The sequence below is a fragment of the Mycoplasma sp. 394 genome (genome assembly GCF_054353895.1).
The window spans coordinates 15,288-35,585 of record NZ_JBTHHL010000001.1 but is presented as its reverse complement, the minus strand read 5'-3'; the positions used below and the strand labels follow the sequence as shown (position 1 = coordinate 35,585).

General features: G+C 28.9%; 10 protein-coding genes. All 10 read left to right on the top strand.

What is annotated here, in order from left to right:
• Positions 1-7 precede the first annotated feature (7 nt).
• Positions 8-940 (top strand): hypothetical protein, encoded by a 933-nt coding sequence (locus ACXYRQ_RS00105; protein WP_458614415.1) that lies wholly within the window; start codon positions 8-10, stop codon positions 938-940.
• Between the two features lie 256 nt (positions 941-1,196).
• Positions 1,197-2,099 (top strand): MAG4940 family membrane protein, encoded by a 903-nt coding sequence (locus tag ACXYRQ_RS00100; protein ID WP_458614414.1) that lies wholly within the window; start codon positions 1,197-1,199, stop codon positions 2,097-2,099.
• 17 nt (positions 2,100-2,116) lie between these two features.
• On the top strand, positions 2,117-4,609 hold the full coding sequence (locus ACXYRQ_RS00095; RefSeq protein WP_458614413.1) for an MSC_0775 family lipoprotein: 2,493 nt from the start codon (positions 2,117-2,119) through the stop codon (positions 4,607-4,609).
• A gap of 145 nt (positions 4,610-4,754) precedes the next feature.
• Positions 4,755-5,768: an ECF transporter S component gene (locus ACXYRQ_RS00090; protein ID WP_458607290.1), complete on the top strand. Its 1,014-nt coding sequence runs from the start codon at positions 4,755-4,757 to the stop codon at positions 5,766-5,768.
• Positions 5,769-5,776: 8 nt separating this feature from the next.
• Positions 5,777-8,182, top strand: a complete 2,406-nt coding sequence (locus ACXYRQ_RS00085; protein WP_458614412.1) for an MAG1360 family OppF-related protein — start codon at positions 5,777-5,779, stop codon at positions 8,180-8,182.
• A gap of 142 nt (positions 8,183-8,324) precedes the next feature.
• Positions 8,325-9,527, top strand: coding sequence for an ABC transporter thiamine pyrophosphate-binding lipoprotein p37/Cypl (cypl, locus tag ACXYRQ_RS00080; protein WP_458614316.1), 1,203 nt, complete (start codon positions 8,325-8,327; stop codon positions 9,525-9,527).
• Position 9,528: 1 nt separating this feature from the next.
• Entirely contained in the window at positions 9,529-10,242 is a 714-nt protein-coding gene (locus ACXYRQ_RS00075) for an ATP-binding cassette domain-containing protein (protein WP_458597291.1), read from the top strand.
• Entirely contained in the window at positions 10,235-11,920 is a 1,686-nt protein-coding gene (locus ACXYRQ_RS00070) for an ABC transporter permease family protein (RefSeq protein ID WP_458614411.1), read from the top strand. Before ACXYRQ_RS00075 ends, ACXYRQ_RS00070 begins: the two co-directional genes overlap by 8 nt.
• 289 nt (positions 11,921-12,209) lie before the next feature.
• The gene (gene rpoB, locus ACXYRQ_RS00065; RefSeq protein WP_458614410.1) at positions 12,210-15,857 is read left to right on the top strand and encodes a DNA-directed RNA polymerase subunit beta; all 3,648 of its coding nucleotides are present in this window, start codon (positions 12,210-12,212) and stop codon (positions 15,855-15,857) included.
• Positions 15,847-20,268 carry a DNA-directed RNA polymerase subunit beta' gene (locus tag ACXYRQ_RS00060; RefSeq protein ID WP_458597288.1) on the top strand — a complete coding sequence of 1,474 codons (4,422 nt, stop codon included), beginning with the start codon at positions 15,847-15,849 and terminating at the stop codon, positions 20,266-20,268. Before rpoB ends, ACXYRQ_RS00060 begins: the two co-directional genes overlap by 11 nt.
• Positions 20,269-20,298 lie beyond the last annotated feature (30 nt).

Below are 20,298 nucleotides of genomic sequence, written 5' to 3'. Positions count from 1 at the left end.
AGGTATAATGCAAAAAACTCTAAAAGAACTTGAAAACAAAGTTGTTTTATCAAAATTAAAAGGTGCAATTCTTTGTAAATTATTTGATTTTAAAGGAATGACATATTTTTTACTAGCTTATGAACGTAATAAAACTAGAAGAAGTATTAGGGATTTTGAAAATGAATATGATATTTTCTTAAATAATTCACTAGATTTTATTCCTGTTTATATGAATGTATCCACATTATATAGAATTGATAAAAAACTCTTTCAAACATCGTTTGTTAAAAATAAAAAAATTATCTTAGATAAAAACACCATTGATGTTTTTGCACATGAACATTTATTAAGTTCGGTATTAGATTTTACAAAATATGACACCGAATATAGAGGTTTAATTGAAATAACATCAGAAAATAATTCAACAAACTTTAATATCCTTTATTTAGGTAATGAAATAAAATTTTACTTTTACATCATAACTAATATAACTGAAATGGAATCAGAATATAATGATGAAATCGCAGAGATATCCAAATCATCTGATGATCCAAACAATAATGCAGCAATAAAAGAATGAGAAGCAATCAATAGAAAGATTAATATAATCCATAAAGATATTTCATGAGAAATTAGTGATATTGAAGAACATAAAGAATTATCATACGAAATAACAAGAAGGTTTAAGAAGTTTGTAGAAGAAAATAACTTTGAACCCTATGCATATAGTCTTAATCAATTACATCTTATTTATGAAGGCTTATCTGATGGATTAAATGTAAAGGAATATTTAGACCCTAATTTAGAGCCTTCTGAGATGAGTTGAATTATGAAATCCTTGAGATCAAAAGATGAAATAGAGGAAAAACCTGATGAATCAATTTCTGATGGTGATAATATTTTTTTCTCATCAAGAATCATGAAACCATTAACCATAAAAAGTAAAATTAAAAAATAATTTAAATTTGTTTAAATACTATATATAGATAAAAAAGTCGTATTTATAAATATTTTATAAATATTACACAAAATAATGTTAATAAAATTTATTTTTGTGAAAATTAAAAAATGAAAAAAATAGCAATTTTTACCTTAATTATTGCTATTTTTTTAATCTTTTTAGTTTACTTGTATAATTTTGTGCTATTATTTTCATAACTTACTTTTTATACAAAGTATATGCTTTACCAATAAAACATATAACTAAGGAAATTATGACAGCAAAACAGTTATTATCAACTTATTGAAACAAAAGTGCTTTTCTATTTGAGTTTTTCGCTTCTTTTACACTTGTATTTTTTATTTTGTTATGACTTTTAATAAAATATATGCATAAACCCAAAAACGAAAAGCTTTTTAATACCATCGGATTCACATTAGCTACTTTTTTAGCATTTATCATACCATGAGCTTTATCATACTTCACCGCAAATGTTCCTGCATTTCCACAGCTAAATCCATTAAGTGTGATTTTACAAACTAGATTGCAAGGATTTAGCATTTCTACAGGTGAGGCAGGGACATTAGATAAAGGTGTTTACTATTTAATAGGCGGGCAATTTTCAGGTGCTTTTGGTGGATTAATTATTTTTGCTGGAATATTTTTCTTAGTAAAAAATTCATTATCTAAAAGTAAGGAATATAAAGAAATTTTTCAAACTTTACAAATTTGAGATTTATTAAAAGTAAGACATCCATATAATGAAAGTTGATGAAAATATATTATCAAAGAATTTATTTTTATTACAACTTTTGTTATTATCGTTCCAATGGTAGGTTATATCAACGACACAAATTATGGAACAAACCCTTACTTCAAACTTTTTATAACATTAATAGTTGTTTGAATCTTTTTATTTATTTCAAGTTTTTTTGGTTTCTTTGCCTTTGATATAGTTTTTAATGTGATTGCTTATTTATTAATAGTTATTGAAATTTTATATCATCTAAAAAGTATCAAATCAAATGATCAAAAAACAAAACAAATAAAACAATTAATGTTATTAGAGACTATAAAAATCACCACAACACTTTTATTTACTGTTATTATCCCACTCATTTACGGAATTGTTGCAGTTGAAATAGGCAAAAGTGTTCCAATGAAACTTAATTTCTAATCTATAAGAAAGGCTCTATGTTTAAAAAATTTAAAAAATTATTTTTGTCTTTATCCCCTATTGTAATTGCTCCAGTTGCAATCGCTTGTTCACACCAAGCGACCGTTAAAAAGGAAGTTGATCCAAAACAACAAAAAAGAGATGAAATTACAAAAGCACTTGCTTCTGATAAACTTACACCTGAACAAAAACAGGATTTCCAAAACAGAATCGGACAAGCAAACACCCTTGAAGATCTTAGTGCAATTTTTTCTGATATTAATACAGCAATTCAAAAAGCAGCAAATACACAACAAGAAACCAATCCTGAACCAAAACCAGGTACACCACTAGACCCACAGCAAGTTGAACTTAAAGCACTTCGTGCCAAAGGGAATGCAGATAATAAAACAAAACTGACTAATGAAACATTATTTTTAAGAAGAATTAGTGATTATTTTAAATATAACGATGTATCTTCACAAGTATTACAATTTAAAGCTAATACTAATGCATCAAATATAACTTTTAAAAACCTAAGTAATAACAACTATATAACTGATTACCTTGATTTTAACGATGCTGCATTTACACAAATCTTGAAAGACAAAAAATTAGTAACTGATGAACAAGCTGCTAAGTTATCATATGAATATGACTATCACAACATTCGCCAAGATATCAATAATAATAATGACATCATAATTCCGATGAAAATTCTTATCCCTGTTGAAGCAACAGGAAAGAATTTAAATTTAAAGGCTGAAACCAAAGTTAATTTTGTTCTTAAAGGAATAAAATTATCAACAAGTGATGAAAAAAATTACAAAGATGTAAATGATTTATCTAAAAAGTTGCAAAATTTAACACAAGGTGATGCAATTAAAATATCTATTAAAGATAAATCTGATCCTGCTTTTGCTAAAATTCAAGCATTAATCGATGATAAATCAAATGCTATTTATAGTTTTGATGATTTAAATCGTAAACAACTTGCATCGATGTTTAATTTAACATATCCAGATTTTTCTAATTTACTTAGTCCATATAAAAATAAACAAATTATTAAAATTTTTATTGATGATGTTAATTTTACTCACTCACCAAAAATCGATCAGTTAACTGTTAAAATCAGAATTGCAAATGGTTATGATAATACCCAAAAAGGATATGAAAAATTTCCTTTTGCAAATGTAGGATTTAACAAAATAGTTAACCTTACATTTGATAAAGACAACACAGTATTACGTGATGAAAAAATTCGGGCAAACTTATTAGCAAAACCTGCAAACTGAAATATTTATAACCAAAACTTTGAAGAACAAGGATTCAAAGACAATGTTTCAGATATTACCATTTTACCAATAAACTATGATTTTAAATACCTTAAAGACTCATTTAAATCAACTGATTATCGCAATGGATATTTAACTTTTACTGCTATATATGATGGTAAAATCGTAAAACTACAAAAACATATTGGAGTAGGTAAATTTGCTGAAATCTTTGATAGCAACTTTATGCAAGCAAATCCACATGCATATAACTTCCATGCTGGACATCTTACATATTCTGATTTATCAAGAGTTAATCAGTCAATTTATAACGATTATGGAAGCAACTTATTTTCAGGAGGTTATGATTCAACTCGTTCATTTTATTTAGATGATGTTAAAACCCCGATCGCTATCCATGTTGGTGAAGACTATTTAGCCAAAGAACACACCCCAGTTATCGCTCCTTATGATGGTGAAGTTGTCGCAGTATATAATGCACACCTTTCAAATGCACAAATCAAAACAGGACAAGGTGTAGGAACTGTAATGCTCACAAGAGTTAAATTAACAAAACTTAACCTTTCACCTAAAATTCTACAAGAATACTTCGGAACTTATGATACAAACGATGATCGTTGAGTATACATCGGATTTATACACTTAGATGCTAACTTGACAATGAACAATAAAACCTTTAATTGATCACCTAAAACAATCACAATTGGAAAAGACAAGTCGACTAGTGTATATGATATTTTAGATAATGTTTCTCCGGCACACCCACAACCTTTTAAAAAAGGGGATACACTTGCTTATTTAGGAACATCAGCAACTAACGGAGGTTGAATGCCACATGTGCATGTAACTACTTATGCAAATAATACATTATTGACAAACGACAACGACTTTCAAAAAGCATTAACATCCGCAAACCTTTATGGTGAACGTGTTGAAAAATATAACCCACAAGATCCTAAAGTTAATCCATTTACTGCTCGTGTTGATGGGATATATATTGCAAGAAACACTGACATAGAAGCGGGTAAAAAACCAATTTTTAAAGTTGATCCTATCACAGGGACACCAACAAAAGATACTGTTCCAAGCGAATTATTAAGATGAGTGTCAAATCCAATCCAAGGTTTTGAAATTCGTAGATCAGTTTTTAATCCAAACATCCTATTTAAAATCAGAGGACCACAAAGTTATAGATTTGATATCGAAGACTTCTTTAGAATTAGTGATAATAAATAATTTTATAAAATCTCCTTTTTCAAATGGAGATTTTAATAATAAACTTTTTTGAATAATTATCCAGTTTTATTATCAAATGATTAAAAATATGATGTAAAAAACTTTTATAATTTTAACATCAATAAAAATAATATAAAATAAATATATGAAACGCTTTTTTGATACGGTGAAAAATACAGTCAAAGGTAAAAATTGAAAAGAAATTAGTTTGTTTAAAAAATGAACCATTAAAAATATGGTGATGGTTGCTATTTTAATTGCAATTTCTGTTAGTTTTACCATCGTTGTGGCTCAAATTTTACCCGTTGTCAATTTACCTACATATAAATTTTCATTTATCGGATTACCTGTAAAAATAGCAGGTTTTATCTTTGGACCAGTTGTAGGGGTCTTTGTTGGAATCATAAGCGATTTGTTATCTTTATTATTTATTCCACCTGCTGGTTATAATCCAATGTATACAGTTGCTACTGCATTAAATGGTTTTGTTTCCGGACTACTTGGGATATATTTTAATCAAATTCTTAAAACTGCATTTAGCAAGGAGTTTAGACTACAAAGAATAGGACAAAAATTAAGTATTCTTGCGATGGAGTATTTACAATTTAAAGCAAATGGTGAAATAAAAAAAGCCGAAAAATCAGCAATGAAAATGATAAAATTGAACAATAAAAAGAAATATATTGATCAACTTGCTTCAGATAATTATCTAAAAAATATCTATTTAATCACTGCAATTGTCCTGCTTTTAGTAGTAATCGCTTCGGTTGCTTGGTTTATTTCAGCCGCTTCACCTGAGGCAATTGAAAAAGGTATAATTAAAAACCGTTGAGTTTTATTAGGATTAATGAGTACAGGAACATCATTAATGATTTTCTTTGTGTTATTCGGAAGATTTTTCTTTAAAACTGAAACATTTTTATCTTTGGTTCCTATTGTAGTTTTTTGTGCATTTCTGGAGCTTGTAAATGTTCCTGTTTTAGCGTATGCAGACTTGATTTCATTAGGTAATGGGGAACAAAAAGATATTTTCTTTTGAATCACTCAACACATTCTTACAGGGCCTGTAAAAATATGATTTAATACCTTAGTTATTTATTATACATATGGGATTATTTCAAAATTAATTAATAAAAACAGTAATTTATCATATCGTTAGGAGAATATATGAGCAATGATGCAAAGTTTTTGTTCGTGCTTAAAAATTTATTTGAAGACTTTCAAAAAGGTTTTTTTACATCTAAAAAAAATAACAAACTCAGTATCAGCATTCCAAAACTTTTAATTAGCTCCTATACATCTCTTTTTTTTATTCCTGCTGTTAATACTAATTTAACATTTGAGACCCTATGAGATGTTATTAAAACAAACAAGTCAGTTGTTTTAGGTTTTCATGATCAAAATCAACAAAATTTTAATTTAATCACAAATAAAAAGAAAATATTAAACAAAATATCTTTTTTTGATGTATCAAAAATAAGTAATAACAAGGACTTAAGCATCCCATTCAACGAGATTTGAAAAGTCTGCATAGATTCTGAATATAAATATGATTGATATTTACAAAAAATCACAAACATCACTAATCAAAATACTTTTATTTTAAAAAATCTCTTCTTTAAAAGAATTACAGAATTTATCCCTTTAATCATTAACATTAACCAAGAATACAAGAGAGAGAAAGATACTTTAGATAAAAAAATTAGTGCTTTACAAAGTAGTAAATTGCTTTTAAATAAAGAATTGGAAGAAATAATTTATAAATATCGCTACAACCTGTATGAGTATCAAAATATGCTTTTTAAATTCTTTGTGGACTTTTTGAAAGAACTAAAATCCGATATCGAAAGTGTTTTTTCAACCTTTGAAAATTCTAATTTTATCTTACAAAAAGAAAAAATTAGTGAACTAAAAAAAAGATACGAATATTTACAAAAAATAAATAATACATCAATTACAAAAGTTTCAGGTGAAATTAAAAAACGAGATTTAAAAACTGAAATAAATTATTATTATAAGTTTTTAAAAACAACAAAAACCACTTCTAAAACGTTTATCAATCAGCAAATTTATAATTTAAATAAGGAAATATCACTTTTAAAATATAAATTTAAATATGCAAATATACAACACTCAGATTTTGTTGAATTATATAAAGATTACTGTGCAAAAAGAAAGTCATTATTTATTTGAAAAAAAAATAAGAAAAATCTATATTATTTAAATAATGAAGAATTAAAACTTCTTTATAACGATGTAACAAATAAAATAGATTTTTTTATTCATAATAGATATAAAACCAAAGAAAAAAATCATTCATTAATAAAAGAACAACTAAAAAATTATATTGAATATGAATTAGAAATCAATGTTGATCATTACACTTTACTTTCAAAACAGCATTATCAAAAGATTATTAATAAAATCAACGATGTCAAGTCAAAAATTCGTAAATTTGATAATACCAATTATAAACAAATTCACAATCACAAATTTTTAGTTGAAATGAAAAACCTAAATCAACAGTTACGGTTAGCATCGGCTGAATTAGATTGAAGTAATTATGTTGAAAATAAGATTTTCGATAACTTATTAACTCACAAAAATAACAAAATTAATCAGTTTTTAATAAATTTAAAAAACGTAATTAAGTCATTTAACACATCATTTAAAAAGGTTTCTTATTTATTTAATTCAATTACAGATAAAGATGAAAATTCAACTAATATTTTTGAAAACCTTAGCTCCTTTTATAATTCACTTATTAAAAAACCATGGATGATTAATCTTTTAGAACATATTAGTGAGTATTGCAGTAACAAAAAACCTTTATCAAAAACATTGTTAAACGAAATTATTGCGATGTTAAAATTTGTTTCATTACTTGAAAATATATCAATTTCGCAAAAGAACTTTTTAATCCCTTTTAAATACTTAAAAAACATTGATAAAATTAAAATTAAACTTATCAAATATTGAGTTGATGACAGTAAATTATTAATCATTAAAGATTTAAAAAATGATATTTCATATGATCATAAAAATGAGTTCATTCGTGTTTTAAATGTCTTTTCACAAAAATATAAGATTCCATATATTTATACAACCGATGATTTTAATATCTTGAAAAACGAATTTGATGAAATTTTTCTTTTCAATGATCGCAAACTTGTTGAATCAGGGGATTTTAATCAAGTTATTTCAAAGCCCTTTACAAAATTTGCTAACGAACTTATTAATGAACACAAAATAATGGACGAGGGGCCTACTGATGCATTTTTTACCAATGAATATATAATAAACTTACATACAAATATTAATCATCAAGTCTATACTAATTTAAAAACATACAAACAACATGGAAAAGAAGAGATAAATCAAAATTTTGATACCATAATTATTGATAAAACCCAAAATTCTGAGCAATATACCTTAACTTCTGTTTTTAATGAAATAGAATTTGATTTATCAAGCAATAGCGAGAATAATGATAAAGAAAATGCTTTTTTAGATTACGATGAATGAAATAATCAGATATATATTATTTCAAGTAATGATTTAGATAATTTTTAAAATTTTGTATAATATTTGCAAGGACAGAGGTACTTGCAAGTTTTTGTAGGTTGAGAAACACTCTTAAGAGCCGATCTAGGTAATGCTAGCGTGGTGAGTCTTTCTTAAAAATTTTTCTGTCCTATATTAAGATAGGAGAAAAATGAAATTCAAAAAATTATTTAGTTTAGGAATTCTTACATCAACTGCATCAATATCAGTTGCAGTTTCTTGTGGAACTTCTACTAAAGCAGATAAACAAGAAAACCAAAGTGTAAAATTAAGTTTAGGAACCCCTGAACAATATGCACTTGGAAATTTAACACTTGACCAATACAAAAGTAAATTAGAAAATTCATTAAACGATGAACTCAAAGCTTTAAAATCAAATGTTAAAGTTGAAGTAATCTTCCGAGGACAAGAAGATTACAAAGCTACTTTCGATGATTTAACCAAAGGTACATCTGATTTTGCTTTTATTTCAGCTGGTTATCTACAATCGAATAAAGCAAAAGTCGGAGAACTTGGTTTTAAACTAGGCATCCAGACACTAACTCGTCAATTTAATGGTGATATTACATATGATTTCACTACCAAGGCACACGGACATTATACCGATGGACTCGATGATGATGATTTAAGAAAAATTGCAAAAAATGAAGATACACTTTTTCATGCTAAACCAAGATCTCAATGAGATGACAAAAATAATGGTTACAATTGAGATGGACAAATTTATCAATCATTATATAATGCTAAAACAGATTTAGTCCCTTACCAAAGAGGTTCAATAGTATTGATAGGAACTGATGATATTCGTTCTAAAATCAAGCAAGCTTGAAATAGCAAAAACTGAAATGAATTTATCAAATATGGTATTGTCACCGGTAAAAACACATCTGGTGGTAAATACTTATTACAACAAGCACTACTTAAAAAACACTTTGGAGCAAGTTTTAAACCACTAGCAACAGTTGCATCCGAAACACCAGACAACATCTTAATTGGGGGTAAAATCAAAGAAATGAACAACCCTAACGAAGCAAAAAAACACATCTTTTTTGATGATGAAACATCGTGAGCATGAACCAAATATAAACCACATGATGCATATGAAATTAATCAAAGCACTAGACCGAATGAAAAACTTGAAGAATTTATTGTCACAGAGGTTTTACCATATAATGTAGGAGTTTTTGGACCTTATGTAAGTTCAGATGCAATTAATCAAGTTACAGCTGCATTTGTAAACTTATACAAAAATGATAAAGATATTTTTGGCCCAACCGTTGGATTCAATGGATATCGTAAAATTGATAATCCTGATGTTGAGTTTTGACCAATTGTTGATAACATCTTAGGTTAAAATGATTCGTTTTAAAAATGTTGATTTAAAATATACCGATAAAATTATCTTAAAAAATGTCAATTTAGACATCACGACCAATTGCATTGTTGGTTTAATCGGAAAAAGCGGAACTGGTAAGAGTACAATTTTAAAATCCTTTTTTGATTTTGAATTAATTACTTCAGGTTATTATTTATACAATGGCGCTAAAATACCTAAAAACAAGTTAAAAAAGTATAAAAACGACATAATCTATATTGCTCCTGATGATAATTTAATAACTTCTTTAGATTTTTATAAAAATTTACAACATTTTTACAAAAAATACAAAAATCCTTTATTTAAATGACTTAGAATTTTCACCAAGCAGCAAAAAGAAGAAATTTTTCAACTTTGCAATCATTTTGGAATGTCAGAATTTATTTTTAAACCAATAGAACAGCTTTCTGCTGGGCAAAAACAACGTTTTGCTATCATCTTAAATCTCCTTAACGACACTAAAATCCTCCTATGTGATGAGTTAACTAGTAATTTAGACATCACTAATGCCAAACTAGTTTTTGACTACCTGCAAAGTATTAAAAAAAATAAATATATTATTATTGCACTGCATAACCTTTCTGATGCAGTTAAATATATTGACAAAATCATTGCAATTAAAAATCAAGAAATTCAAAAAATATATTATAAAGGTGAATATGATCCTGATGAGCTAAGGAAATATTTTGACTAAAAAGAAATTTTTAGTTAAAGTTTGACAAAAAACTTTAACTAAATGAACCCTATTAATAACCTCCTTAATTATTTTATTTATATTTATATATCAACTTAACATCAAACCATCAAAAATTGGTTTAAAGCTTTTTTGGGTTAATTTAAAAAATCTCTTTGAATTCCGTTCTAATTCACCTGATTTTATTAATGAAAATTTATGAATTTTAAATATTAAATATATGTGAATTACCATTAAATCTGTTTTTAGTGGAACCTTTGTCGGACTTTTTCTTGCTTTTATAACTGCTTATTTTAGTTCATTAAATTTATGAAGAAAAAACTGATGAACATGAATTGTGCGAATTGCTATTATCTTACTACGTTCAATGCCGATTTTGGTGCCAATAATGATATTCGGATCATCTTATCAAAAAGATATGATTGCGTTTATGATTTTTTGATACACAACATGATTATGATTGCATCGATATTTTTGTGATATCTTTGAATCAAGTAATACCAAAAAGTTCTGACAAGATATTAATTTAGGAATGCCACGTTATAAAAGTTTTTATATCAATATTGTTTTATCAAACAAAAACAAATTTATAATGAACTCCTTATTAGCAATCGAATCTAATATCCGTTGAAATTCTATTTTAGGTTCAGTAGGGATTTATGGAATCGGATTTGTATTCAATTTTTTCAAGGAAAAAATTGAATATTTAGGAATAAGTATCCTTTTTGTTGTTATTTTAGTTGGTTTTTTTGAGGGGATTTTAATTTTATTTAATAAATTTTTATTTGTGTCACCTAAAATTAAAAATCCATCAAAAAAAACCCCATATTCATTAGCATATAATTATAAAAAAATCCTTAAATATCTTATTTTTGCTGTTTTTTTCGCTATTATAATAACAAGTTTTGTAGATTTATCACAAACAAAAGTTAATATAGAGTTTTTAAAATTATGATTTAACAACTTATTTATTTTTGATTTTTCAGAAGTTGCTATAGATCCAAATATATATAATTCTTACTGAAGTATCTTCAAACAGACCTATATAGCGATTTATTTAGCATTCTTGCTAGCTATTTTATATGCAATCTTGATGAGTGAAAAATTATTTAAACCGATTCAAACATACTTTTTTAAATTATTTATAGTGCTATTAAAATCAATCTCTGTTTTAATCTTTTTTATATTATTTAATTCAATCTTTTACTTTGAAACTGCAATTATTTTAGCCGTTATCATCATCGCATTTAGAGCTATGAGCAAGCAGTTTTCAGAAGTTATTAATCGAATCGATGAAAGTAAAGTTAAACATTGAAGAAAACTAGGTTATAGCAGATGATTTATTTATAAAAACATCTTGCTTCCTATGTATAAAAAGGCTATTATTTCCTTACTGCTCTTTGAGAGCGAAGGAACTTATCGAAATTTCATAACATATGGGGTGTTTTCTAACATTATAATTTACACATATATAAGTCGTTATGAAGAAAAACAAGAATTTGGAAAAATTATCCCTGCTTTTTTACCGGCTTTCTTTATTTATGTACTACTTGAATTATTATTTTTACTTTATAAAACATTTTTACTGCACAAATTATGAAAATGATTATGCGAACTTGTTATAAACATCTATAAAAAGTTGTGTAAAAGATTTAAAAAGCAAGTTCAAACTTATTAATAAACTAAATCAAAAGACAATTTATTTTAAAATTAAGATTTTACTTTTAAAATAAATAAAAAATTAACTACTTTAAGATAATTACAAAGCATCTAAAAAATAAAAATCAACAACTTTTTCTCTAAAAAGTCCAACTATTTTAAGACTTTTTGGAGATTTTTTTCTAAAATATTTGCATACTCTTTACTTTATTTTATGGTATAATTTATTTTACTTTTTATGTTTTTATGATAATACCACAAAAATGAAATTCATAAAAAAGAAAATTGCAATTTTCGAAAGGGTTAAAATGGAACAAAAAAAATATCGAATTCGTAAATTTGGTCCAAAAACTGAACGTAGAGATTATTCTATCACCAAACAATCTCTACCTCTTTTTGATATTCTTCAAACAAGCAAAGAATCTTTTGCAGAATTTATGAAGAATGGTATTCAAAATGCATTAATGGAAATTTATCCTATTACAACTGGACAAATTAGACTTGAGTGCTTAAAATCTAGTTTTGATGTTGAATTACCATATAAAAAAATCACTAGTGAAGGTGATGAAATCAACAAATGTAAAGCTAAAGGTATGAACTTTAGTGCAAAAGTTTATGTTAATTTAAATGTAGAAAATGTAAAAACCGGAGTTGTAAAACAAGAAAGAGTCTTATTAGGAGAAATTCCATATATAACTTCTGGTGGTAGTTTTATTATTAACGGTTCTGAAAAAGTTATTGTGAGCCAACTTATCCGATCACCTGGTGCTTATTTCGGATTAGGTGTACGTAACAAGCAATCAGATGACTTGTTTAACAAACTTGAAATTTTGCCAAGAATCGGTTCATGATTTGAAGTTTCGCACAAGGTTACTTCATCGAATCTGGATGTTGTAAAAGTTAAAGTCGATAAGAATAAAAGTATTGCATTAGGTACCTTGCTTGGTTCTTTTGGATTTACTCCAAAAATGCTGTATAAACTTTTTGGTAAGAATGAATTGCTAGTTGAAACCTTGAAAAAGGATAAAATTCTTGGTAATGAAGAATATAATCAACAAGAAATTATTGATTTTTCACAAGAGGAAATCTTCAAAACCATTCGTAAAGGAGATCGCGAAACAGCAGAAGCAAAAAAATCATTGCTTCCAAGTATGTTGTTTGATAAAAAAAGATACAACCTTTCTGTAACGGGTCGTTACATGCTTAATAAAAAACTTTCTTTAGTAGACCGTATTACTAAAACATACCTTGCTGAAGATTTAAAAACAAAAAACGGTGAAATCTTATTAAGCAAAGGTTCATTTATTGATTATAAAAAAGCACGAGAAATCCAAGGATGATTTAATACACGTGTTCTACCATCAGAGAAGTTAGAAGACATCGTTCCAGAACATGTTTATCATAAAGTTTATCGTCCTGCTAGTGAAACAAATTCACATCATTACGAAAACCATCACGGATACAATAATCCAGAATTAAGAAAACGAACTAAAATTATTAAAGTCAAAGTATATCCGTCTAAAAAATGAATGGAAACTAAGCCGGAGCAACCTATTATTATAATTGGTAATGATCCTAAATCAATCGAAACACACTTATTAATTTCCGATATTGTTGCTGCTATTAGTTACTATTTCAATCTTACTGTTGGAGTAGGTCAAGATGATGACCCGGATTCATTGATTAACAAAAGAATTGTTTCTGTTGGTGAATTATTGGAAGCACAATTGATGATTGCTTTAGCAAAACTTGAAAAAACTACTCGCGAACGTATTGGTTCAAAGGAAGCCGAAAAAGTTACTGCAAAAAACGTAACTAATAATAAACTCATAACCAATCAGATGAAAACCTTTTTTAACTCTTCAAAACTTTCACAATTTATGGATCAAATTAACCCATTAGCAGAAGTTTCTAACAAACGCCGTGTTACATCATTAGGTCCTGGTGGTCTTAGTCGTGATACAGCTCAATTTGAAGTTCGGGATGTTCATTCAACTCACTATGGAAGAATTTGTCCGATCGAAACACCTGAAGGACTTAATATCGGTTTGATTTTAAACTATGCAACATTTGCACAAGTTGATGAACTTGGATTCTTAAAAACCCCTTATTATAAAGTTAATAATGGCGTTGTTGATTATAACGATGTTCGTTATTTAACAGCTGCCCAAGAAATCGGATATTCATTTGCCCAATCATCAGTACAAATTGATGATAACAACAAAATTATTACTCCTACACTAACTATAAGACGTGATTACAACTATATTGTTGGAACCCCAAAAGATGTTGATTTTTTGGAAGTGTCATCAAAACAAATGGTTTCCGTTGCTGCTGCAGGTATACCATTCTTAGAAAATGATGATGCTAACCGTGCACTGATGGGATCGAATATGCAACGTCAAGCAGTTCCATTAATAGAAGCTGAAGCACCTTTAATTGCAACTGGAATTGAAGCAGATATTGCTAAATACTCTTCTTATAACCTTATTGCAAAAAACTCAGGAACTGTTACATATGTTGATAGTTCAAAAATCTTTGTAAAGCGTAGCGAAAGTGGTGTAACTGATAAATATTCACTGCGTAATTTTGAAAGAAGTAACCAAGGAACAGTTATTCAGCAAAAACCACTAGTTCGTAAAGGACAACAAGTTAAAGCTGGAGATTTATTAACTGATGGTTCTTCTTTTAAGGACGGTGAATTAGCACTAGGTAAGAATGTTTTAGTTGGTTTTACCACTTGAAACGGATACAACTTTGAAGATGCTGTTATTATTAACGAAAGACTGGTTAAAGATGATGTTTATACATCTATTCATGTTGAAGAACAAATTATCCAATTCCGTAGTTCTCGTGCTGGAAACGATATATTAACAGCTAATATCCCACAAGTTTCTAAGCATTCGATTCGTCATCTTGATGAAACAGGTATTGTAAAAGTAGGTTCCGAAGTGTTACCCGGTGATGTTTTAGTGGGTCGCACATCTCCAAAAGGTGAAGAAAACCCTTCACAAGAAGAAAAGTTACTTCAAGCTATTTTAGGAAGTCGTTCAACCGGAATTAAAGATACATCCTTGAAAGTAAAAAATGGTCATGGAGGAACTGTTATCCATGTTGAAGTTCTTTCAAAAGAAAATAATGATGTTTTAGAAGAAGGTGTAGAGAAAATTGTTAAAGTTTCAATTGCACAAAAACGTAAGATTAAAGTTGGTGATAAAATGGCAGGTCGCCATGGAAACAAAGGTGTTATTTCAATTGTTTTACCAGAAGAAGATATGCCATATTTAGAAGATGGAACACCACTTGATATTATGCTTAATCCACAAGGGGTACCATCACGGATGAACATTGGACAAATCTTAGAACTTCATCTTGGAATGGCTGCTCGTAAATTGAACACCAAATTTGTTTCCCCGTCTTTTGATGGAGTAAAAAAACAAGATATTGAGGCCGCATTAGAAGAAGCAGGATTAGATAAAACAGGTAAACAAATTGTAATTGATCCCATTACAGGACGTAGGTTCGATAAACCTATTTCTGTGGGTGTAATGTATATGCTTAAACTTAACCATATGGTGGATGATAAAATGCATGCTCGTTCTGTCGGTCCATATTCACTAATTACTCAACAACCTCTTGGAGGAAAATCACAAAATGGTGGTCAAAGATTTGGTGAAATGGAAACATGAGCACTTGAATCATATGGTGCAACCAATGTTTTACAAGAGATATTAACTTATAAATCCGATGATATTTTAGGACGTAATGCCCTTTATTCTGCATTAGTTTCCGGAAAACAACTACCAACTCCAGGAACACCTGAATCATTTAATGTTTTAAGTCACGAACTTAAAGGTTTAGGAATGAAATTAGAACTTTCTGACACAATCGATGAAAGCGACCAAATAACCGAATTTGATATGATTCAATTTGAAACAGGAGGTGATGATGAATAATACTTTTGATAAAAAATCACCCATCAACAGAATTACCCTTTCACTTGCTACAAAAGCAGATGTTGAAAAATGATCTTATGGCGAGGTAACTAAACCTGAAACCATTAACTATAAAACATATAAACCAGAAAAAGATGGACTTTTTGATGAATTAATCTTTGGTCCAGTAACTGATTATAAATGTCCTGTGTGTGGTACTAAATACAAAAAAACTGATGAAAATCAAATCTGTACTAAAAATCCACAATGTGAAAAATATAAACCAGTGATTTTACCCAAAATTTCACGTCGTAGTAGAATGGGACATATCAAACTTGAAAACCCTGTTGTACACTTTTGATTTTTCAAAATTGATCACTCTATTATTTCAAAACTTTTAGGTCTTAGAGTTCACGATAGTAATAAACCGGTAACAAAGGCTGATTTAGAAAAACTTATTTATTATAAATCTCATATTGTTTTAGAAACAGGTAATTTAAAATCACTTAAAAAGAATACTATTGTAAATATTAACGAAGCACCTGAATTTTATCTTGAAGTTCTTCGTGAAATGTTAACATTAGAATACGATGATCCAGATGCTATCGAAGAAATTCAACAAACATTAGATGAACTGCTTGAATATGCACAATCTGAAGATGGAAAATCATTTGGAATTGACTTTTATTCTTACAATGAAGTTATTGAAGAATTTACCGATGCTAAAATTGGAACAGGTTCAAATGCTATTGAATACCTACTTAAACATATTGATTTAGAAGCAGAAAGAGCAGCAGTTCAAGCTGATATTGATGCAATAAACTTAGAAATTGAAGAAAACGGAGTAAATAATTCTGCTTCAAAAATCCAAGAACGAACCAAATTATACAAACGTCTTACTATTATAACTTCATTTATTCGCTCTGGACAAAAACCTACCGATATGTTAATTTATAACTTACCAGTTATTCCTGCTGATCTTAGACCATTGGTACAATTAGATGGTGGAAGACACTCAACAAGTGATATTAACGAACTCTATCGTCGCATCATTATTCGTAACACCCGTTTAAAGAAATGAATCGAACAAGATGCTCCAATGTTAATCAAGCAAAATGAATATCGGATGATTCAAGAAGCAGTTGATGCTTTAATTGACAATGGTAGAAAAAAACCAGCTCCGGTTTCTTCAAAAGATGGACAACCACTTAAATCTATTTCAGATGCTTTAACAGGTAAGAAAGGGCGCTTCCGTCAAAACTTACTCGGAAAACGTGTTGATTATTCAGGACGTAGTGTTATTGTCGGTGGTCCTAAACTTAAAATGTATGAAGTCGGTATTCCTCGTGATATGGCGGCTAAATTATTTGAACCTTGAATTGTTCGCGAACTTATTTCTAATGAAGATGGGGTTACAAGTGTTAAAACAGCTAAAAAACTCATCGAAGGTCTTGATCCAAGAATTTGACCATATGTAGAACGCGCAATTGAAGATAGACCGGTACTATTAAACCGTGCTCCTACCTTACACCGTCTTTCAATCCAAGCATTTTATCCTGTATTAATTCGTGGAAAAGCAATCAAATTGCATCCGTTAGTAACAACAGCATTTAATGCCGACTTCGACGGGGATCAAATGGCAGTACACATCCCAGTTAGTGATCAAGCCGTTCTTGAAGCAAAAGAATTAATGCTTGCTTCAAAAAATATTTTAGGTCCTAAAGATGGTGAACCAATTATTAACCCGTCACAAGATATGATTTTAGGACTTTACTATTTAACTATTGAAAAAGCAGGTGTTAAAGGTGAAGGAAATTATTATGGTTCATTCGATGAAATGATGCTAGCTTATGAAAGAGATTATCTAGATTTACATGCTCGAATTGTTTTACCTATTGCTGCATTAAATAAAAAATTCATATCAGAACAGACCAATAAACCTTATATTATTTCATCAGTTGGTAAATTTATTTTAAATCAAGCTTTCCCAGATGAATTTGAATTTGTTTTTGGTAAATACAGCGAAAAAACATATAAACAAGATTCTGATGGTAAAGAAATTGTAATCGAAAAAGAAGTAATTCATACTTCTGAAAATGCTTTAGATCGTTATACACTAAATTATGGTGAAAACTTTCGGGATGTAATTAAACATCTTGAAGTTACCCGTGGATTAGCTAAAAAAGATATTGCAAAGATAATTCGTAAAATTTACGAAAAATATGTGTATGTAGTAACCAAAGAAGATGTCGCTAACATAATTGATGCTACAACTTATTCAAACTACACTTTTAGATTAAATGATTGTGAAGCATTGCGTGATTATAATGGTGATTATATTCCATTAGAACATGCTAAATTAATTAACACATTTTTAGTTGAAGAGTTTGAAAAAATTAATTATAACAATCATCTAAAAGGAATTGATAACTCATTAGTAAGTTGAACAATCGATGAATATACAAAAGTTTTAGAAAATGTTTGATTCAAATATACAAATTATGTCGCTACAATTTTAGATAAAATTAAGGACTTAGGTTTTCAATATTCTACCATTTCTGGAACAACTATTTCGATGAACGATGTTAAGACATTAGAATCAACCAAGGAAAAAATAGTAGAAGGAGATGAACATACTGCAAAACTGCGTCAATTCTACGAAGATGGATACTTAACTGATGATGAACGCTACAATTTAACAATTCAGCATTGATCAAAGGTTAAAGAAGAAATTGAAAAAGAACTTAAAAAAGTTACACAATCAGATATTGAAAACCCATTATTTATGATGATGACATCAGGAGCCCGTGGTAATGCATCAAACTTTACTCAGCTTGCTGGTATGCGTGGTTTAATGAGCAACAACACCAAAATTTTAAAGGCTGATGCTGAAAATGATCGTGTGGTTCGTTCTACAATTGAAATCCCTGTTAAATCTTCTTTCCTTGATGGACTTAGCGCATATGAATTTTACTCATCAACTCACGGGGCGCGTAAAGGACTTACCGATACTGCTTTAAATACTGCTAAGTCTGGATATTTAACACGTAGATTAGTAGATGTCGGGCAAGGAATAGTTGTTCGTGAAGAAGATTGTGGATCTGATTTTGGTTTTGAGGTTAAGGCTATTAAAGATACCAAAACTGATACAGTTATTGAATCATTATGGGATCGGATTGAAGGTAGATATACCAACTCTGCGATTCTTGATAAAAACGGAAATATTGCAGTTGAGGCAAACATCTTAATAACTCCTGATATCGCAGATAAAATTACCAAGGAATTAAAATTAGAGAAAGTAGATATCCGTTCTGTATTATCATGTCATACACGTAATGGAGTATGTAAACACTGTTATGGAAAAGACTTAGCAACCAATCGTGTCGTAAGTACTGGTGAAGCGGTCGGGGTTGTTGCAGCTCAATCAATCGGGGAACCCGGGACACAACTTACAATGCGTACATTCCATACTGGTGGGGTTGCTGGGGTTGAAGATATTACCGGAGGATTTGGTCGTCTCATCGAGCTTATCGATGCTTATGATTTTCCGTGAGGAAAACCTGCTATTATTTCAAAAGTTTTTGGTAAGGTTGTTAAAATCGAACAAGCTAAAAACCGTGATACAGGACAAAAAACAGATATTTATATTGTAACAGTTCGTTCAACTGCACATAATGGTGAAATTATTGAAACACAATATAACGGAAAACTTTCTCAAAAATTGCGTGTTAAAAAAGGTGATAATGTTGTTCCTGGACAAAAGATTTTCGAAGGCCCTATTATCTTAAAAGATCTTTTAGAAGTTGCTGGACCTCGTGCGGTGCAAAACTACTTACTTAAAGAAACTCAAAGACTTTATCGTCTTCAAGGAATTACAATTGCTGATAAATATATTGAAATTATCATCCGTCAATTATTATCAAAAATTATGATTACTGATCCTGGGGATTCAAAATTCTTTAATGGTGCATTAATTGATACATTTGTATATCAAAAAGAAAACGGAAAACTACTTGCTGCAGGGTTAAAACCTGCTTATGGTGAAGTGAAAATCCGTGGAGCAAAACAAGTACCATTACTTTCAGATTCGTGGTTGTCAGCTGCTTCTTACCAAGAAACTGCTAAGATATTAGTTAACTCTGCTGTTGGAAACCGTGTTGATAAACTTGAAGGTTTAAAGGAAAACATCATTTTAGGACATAAAATTCCTGCTGGAACAAACAGTAATTTTGAACTAAAAGGAAAATATGATATCCGAAATCCTAGAACCTATTTTAAATCAAAATATGATCCGAATGCTCCTATTGATAACGATACTTTAGATAACATTCATGTAGACTTCGATGAATTAACCGAATCATCTTATGAAGATCAATTCGAATCAGTGCATGACAATGATTTTGGAGAATTTGAATACGAAACATTTGAATAAAATTCAACACTATAACATGTTTGTTATAGT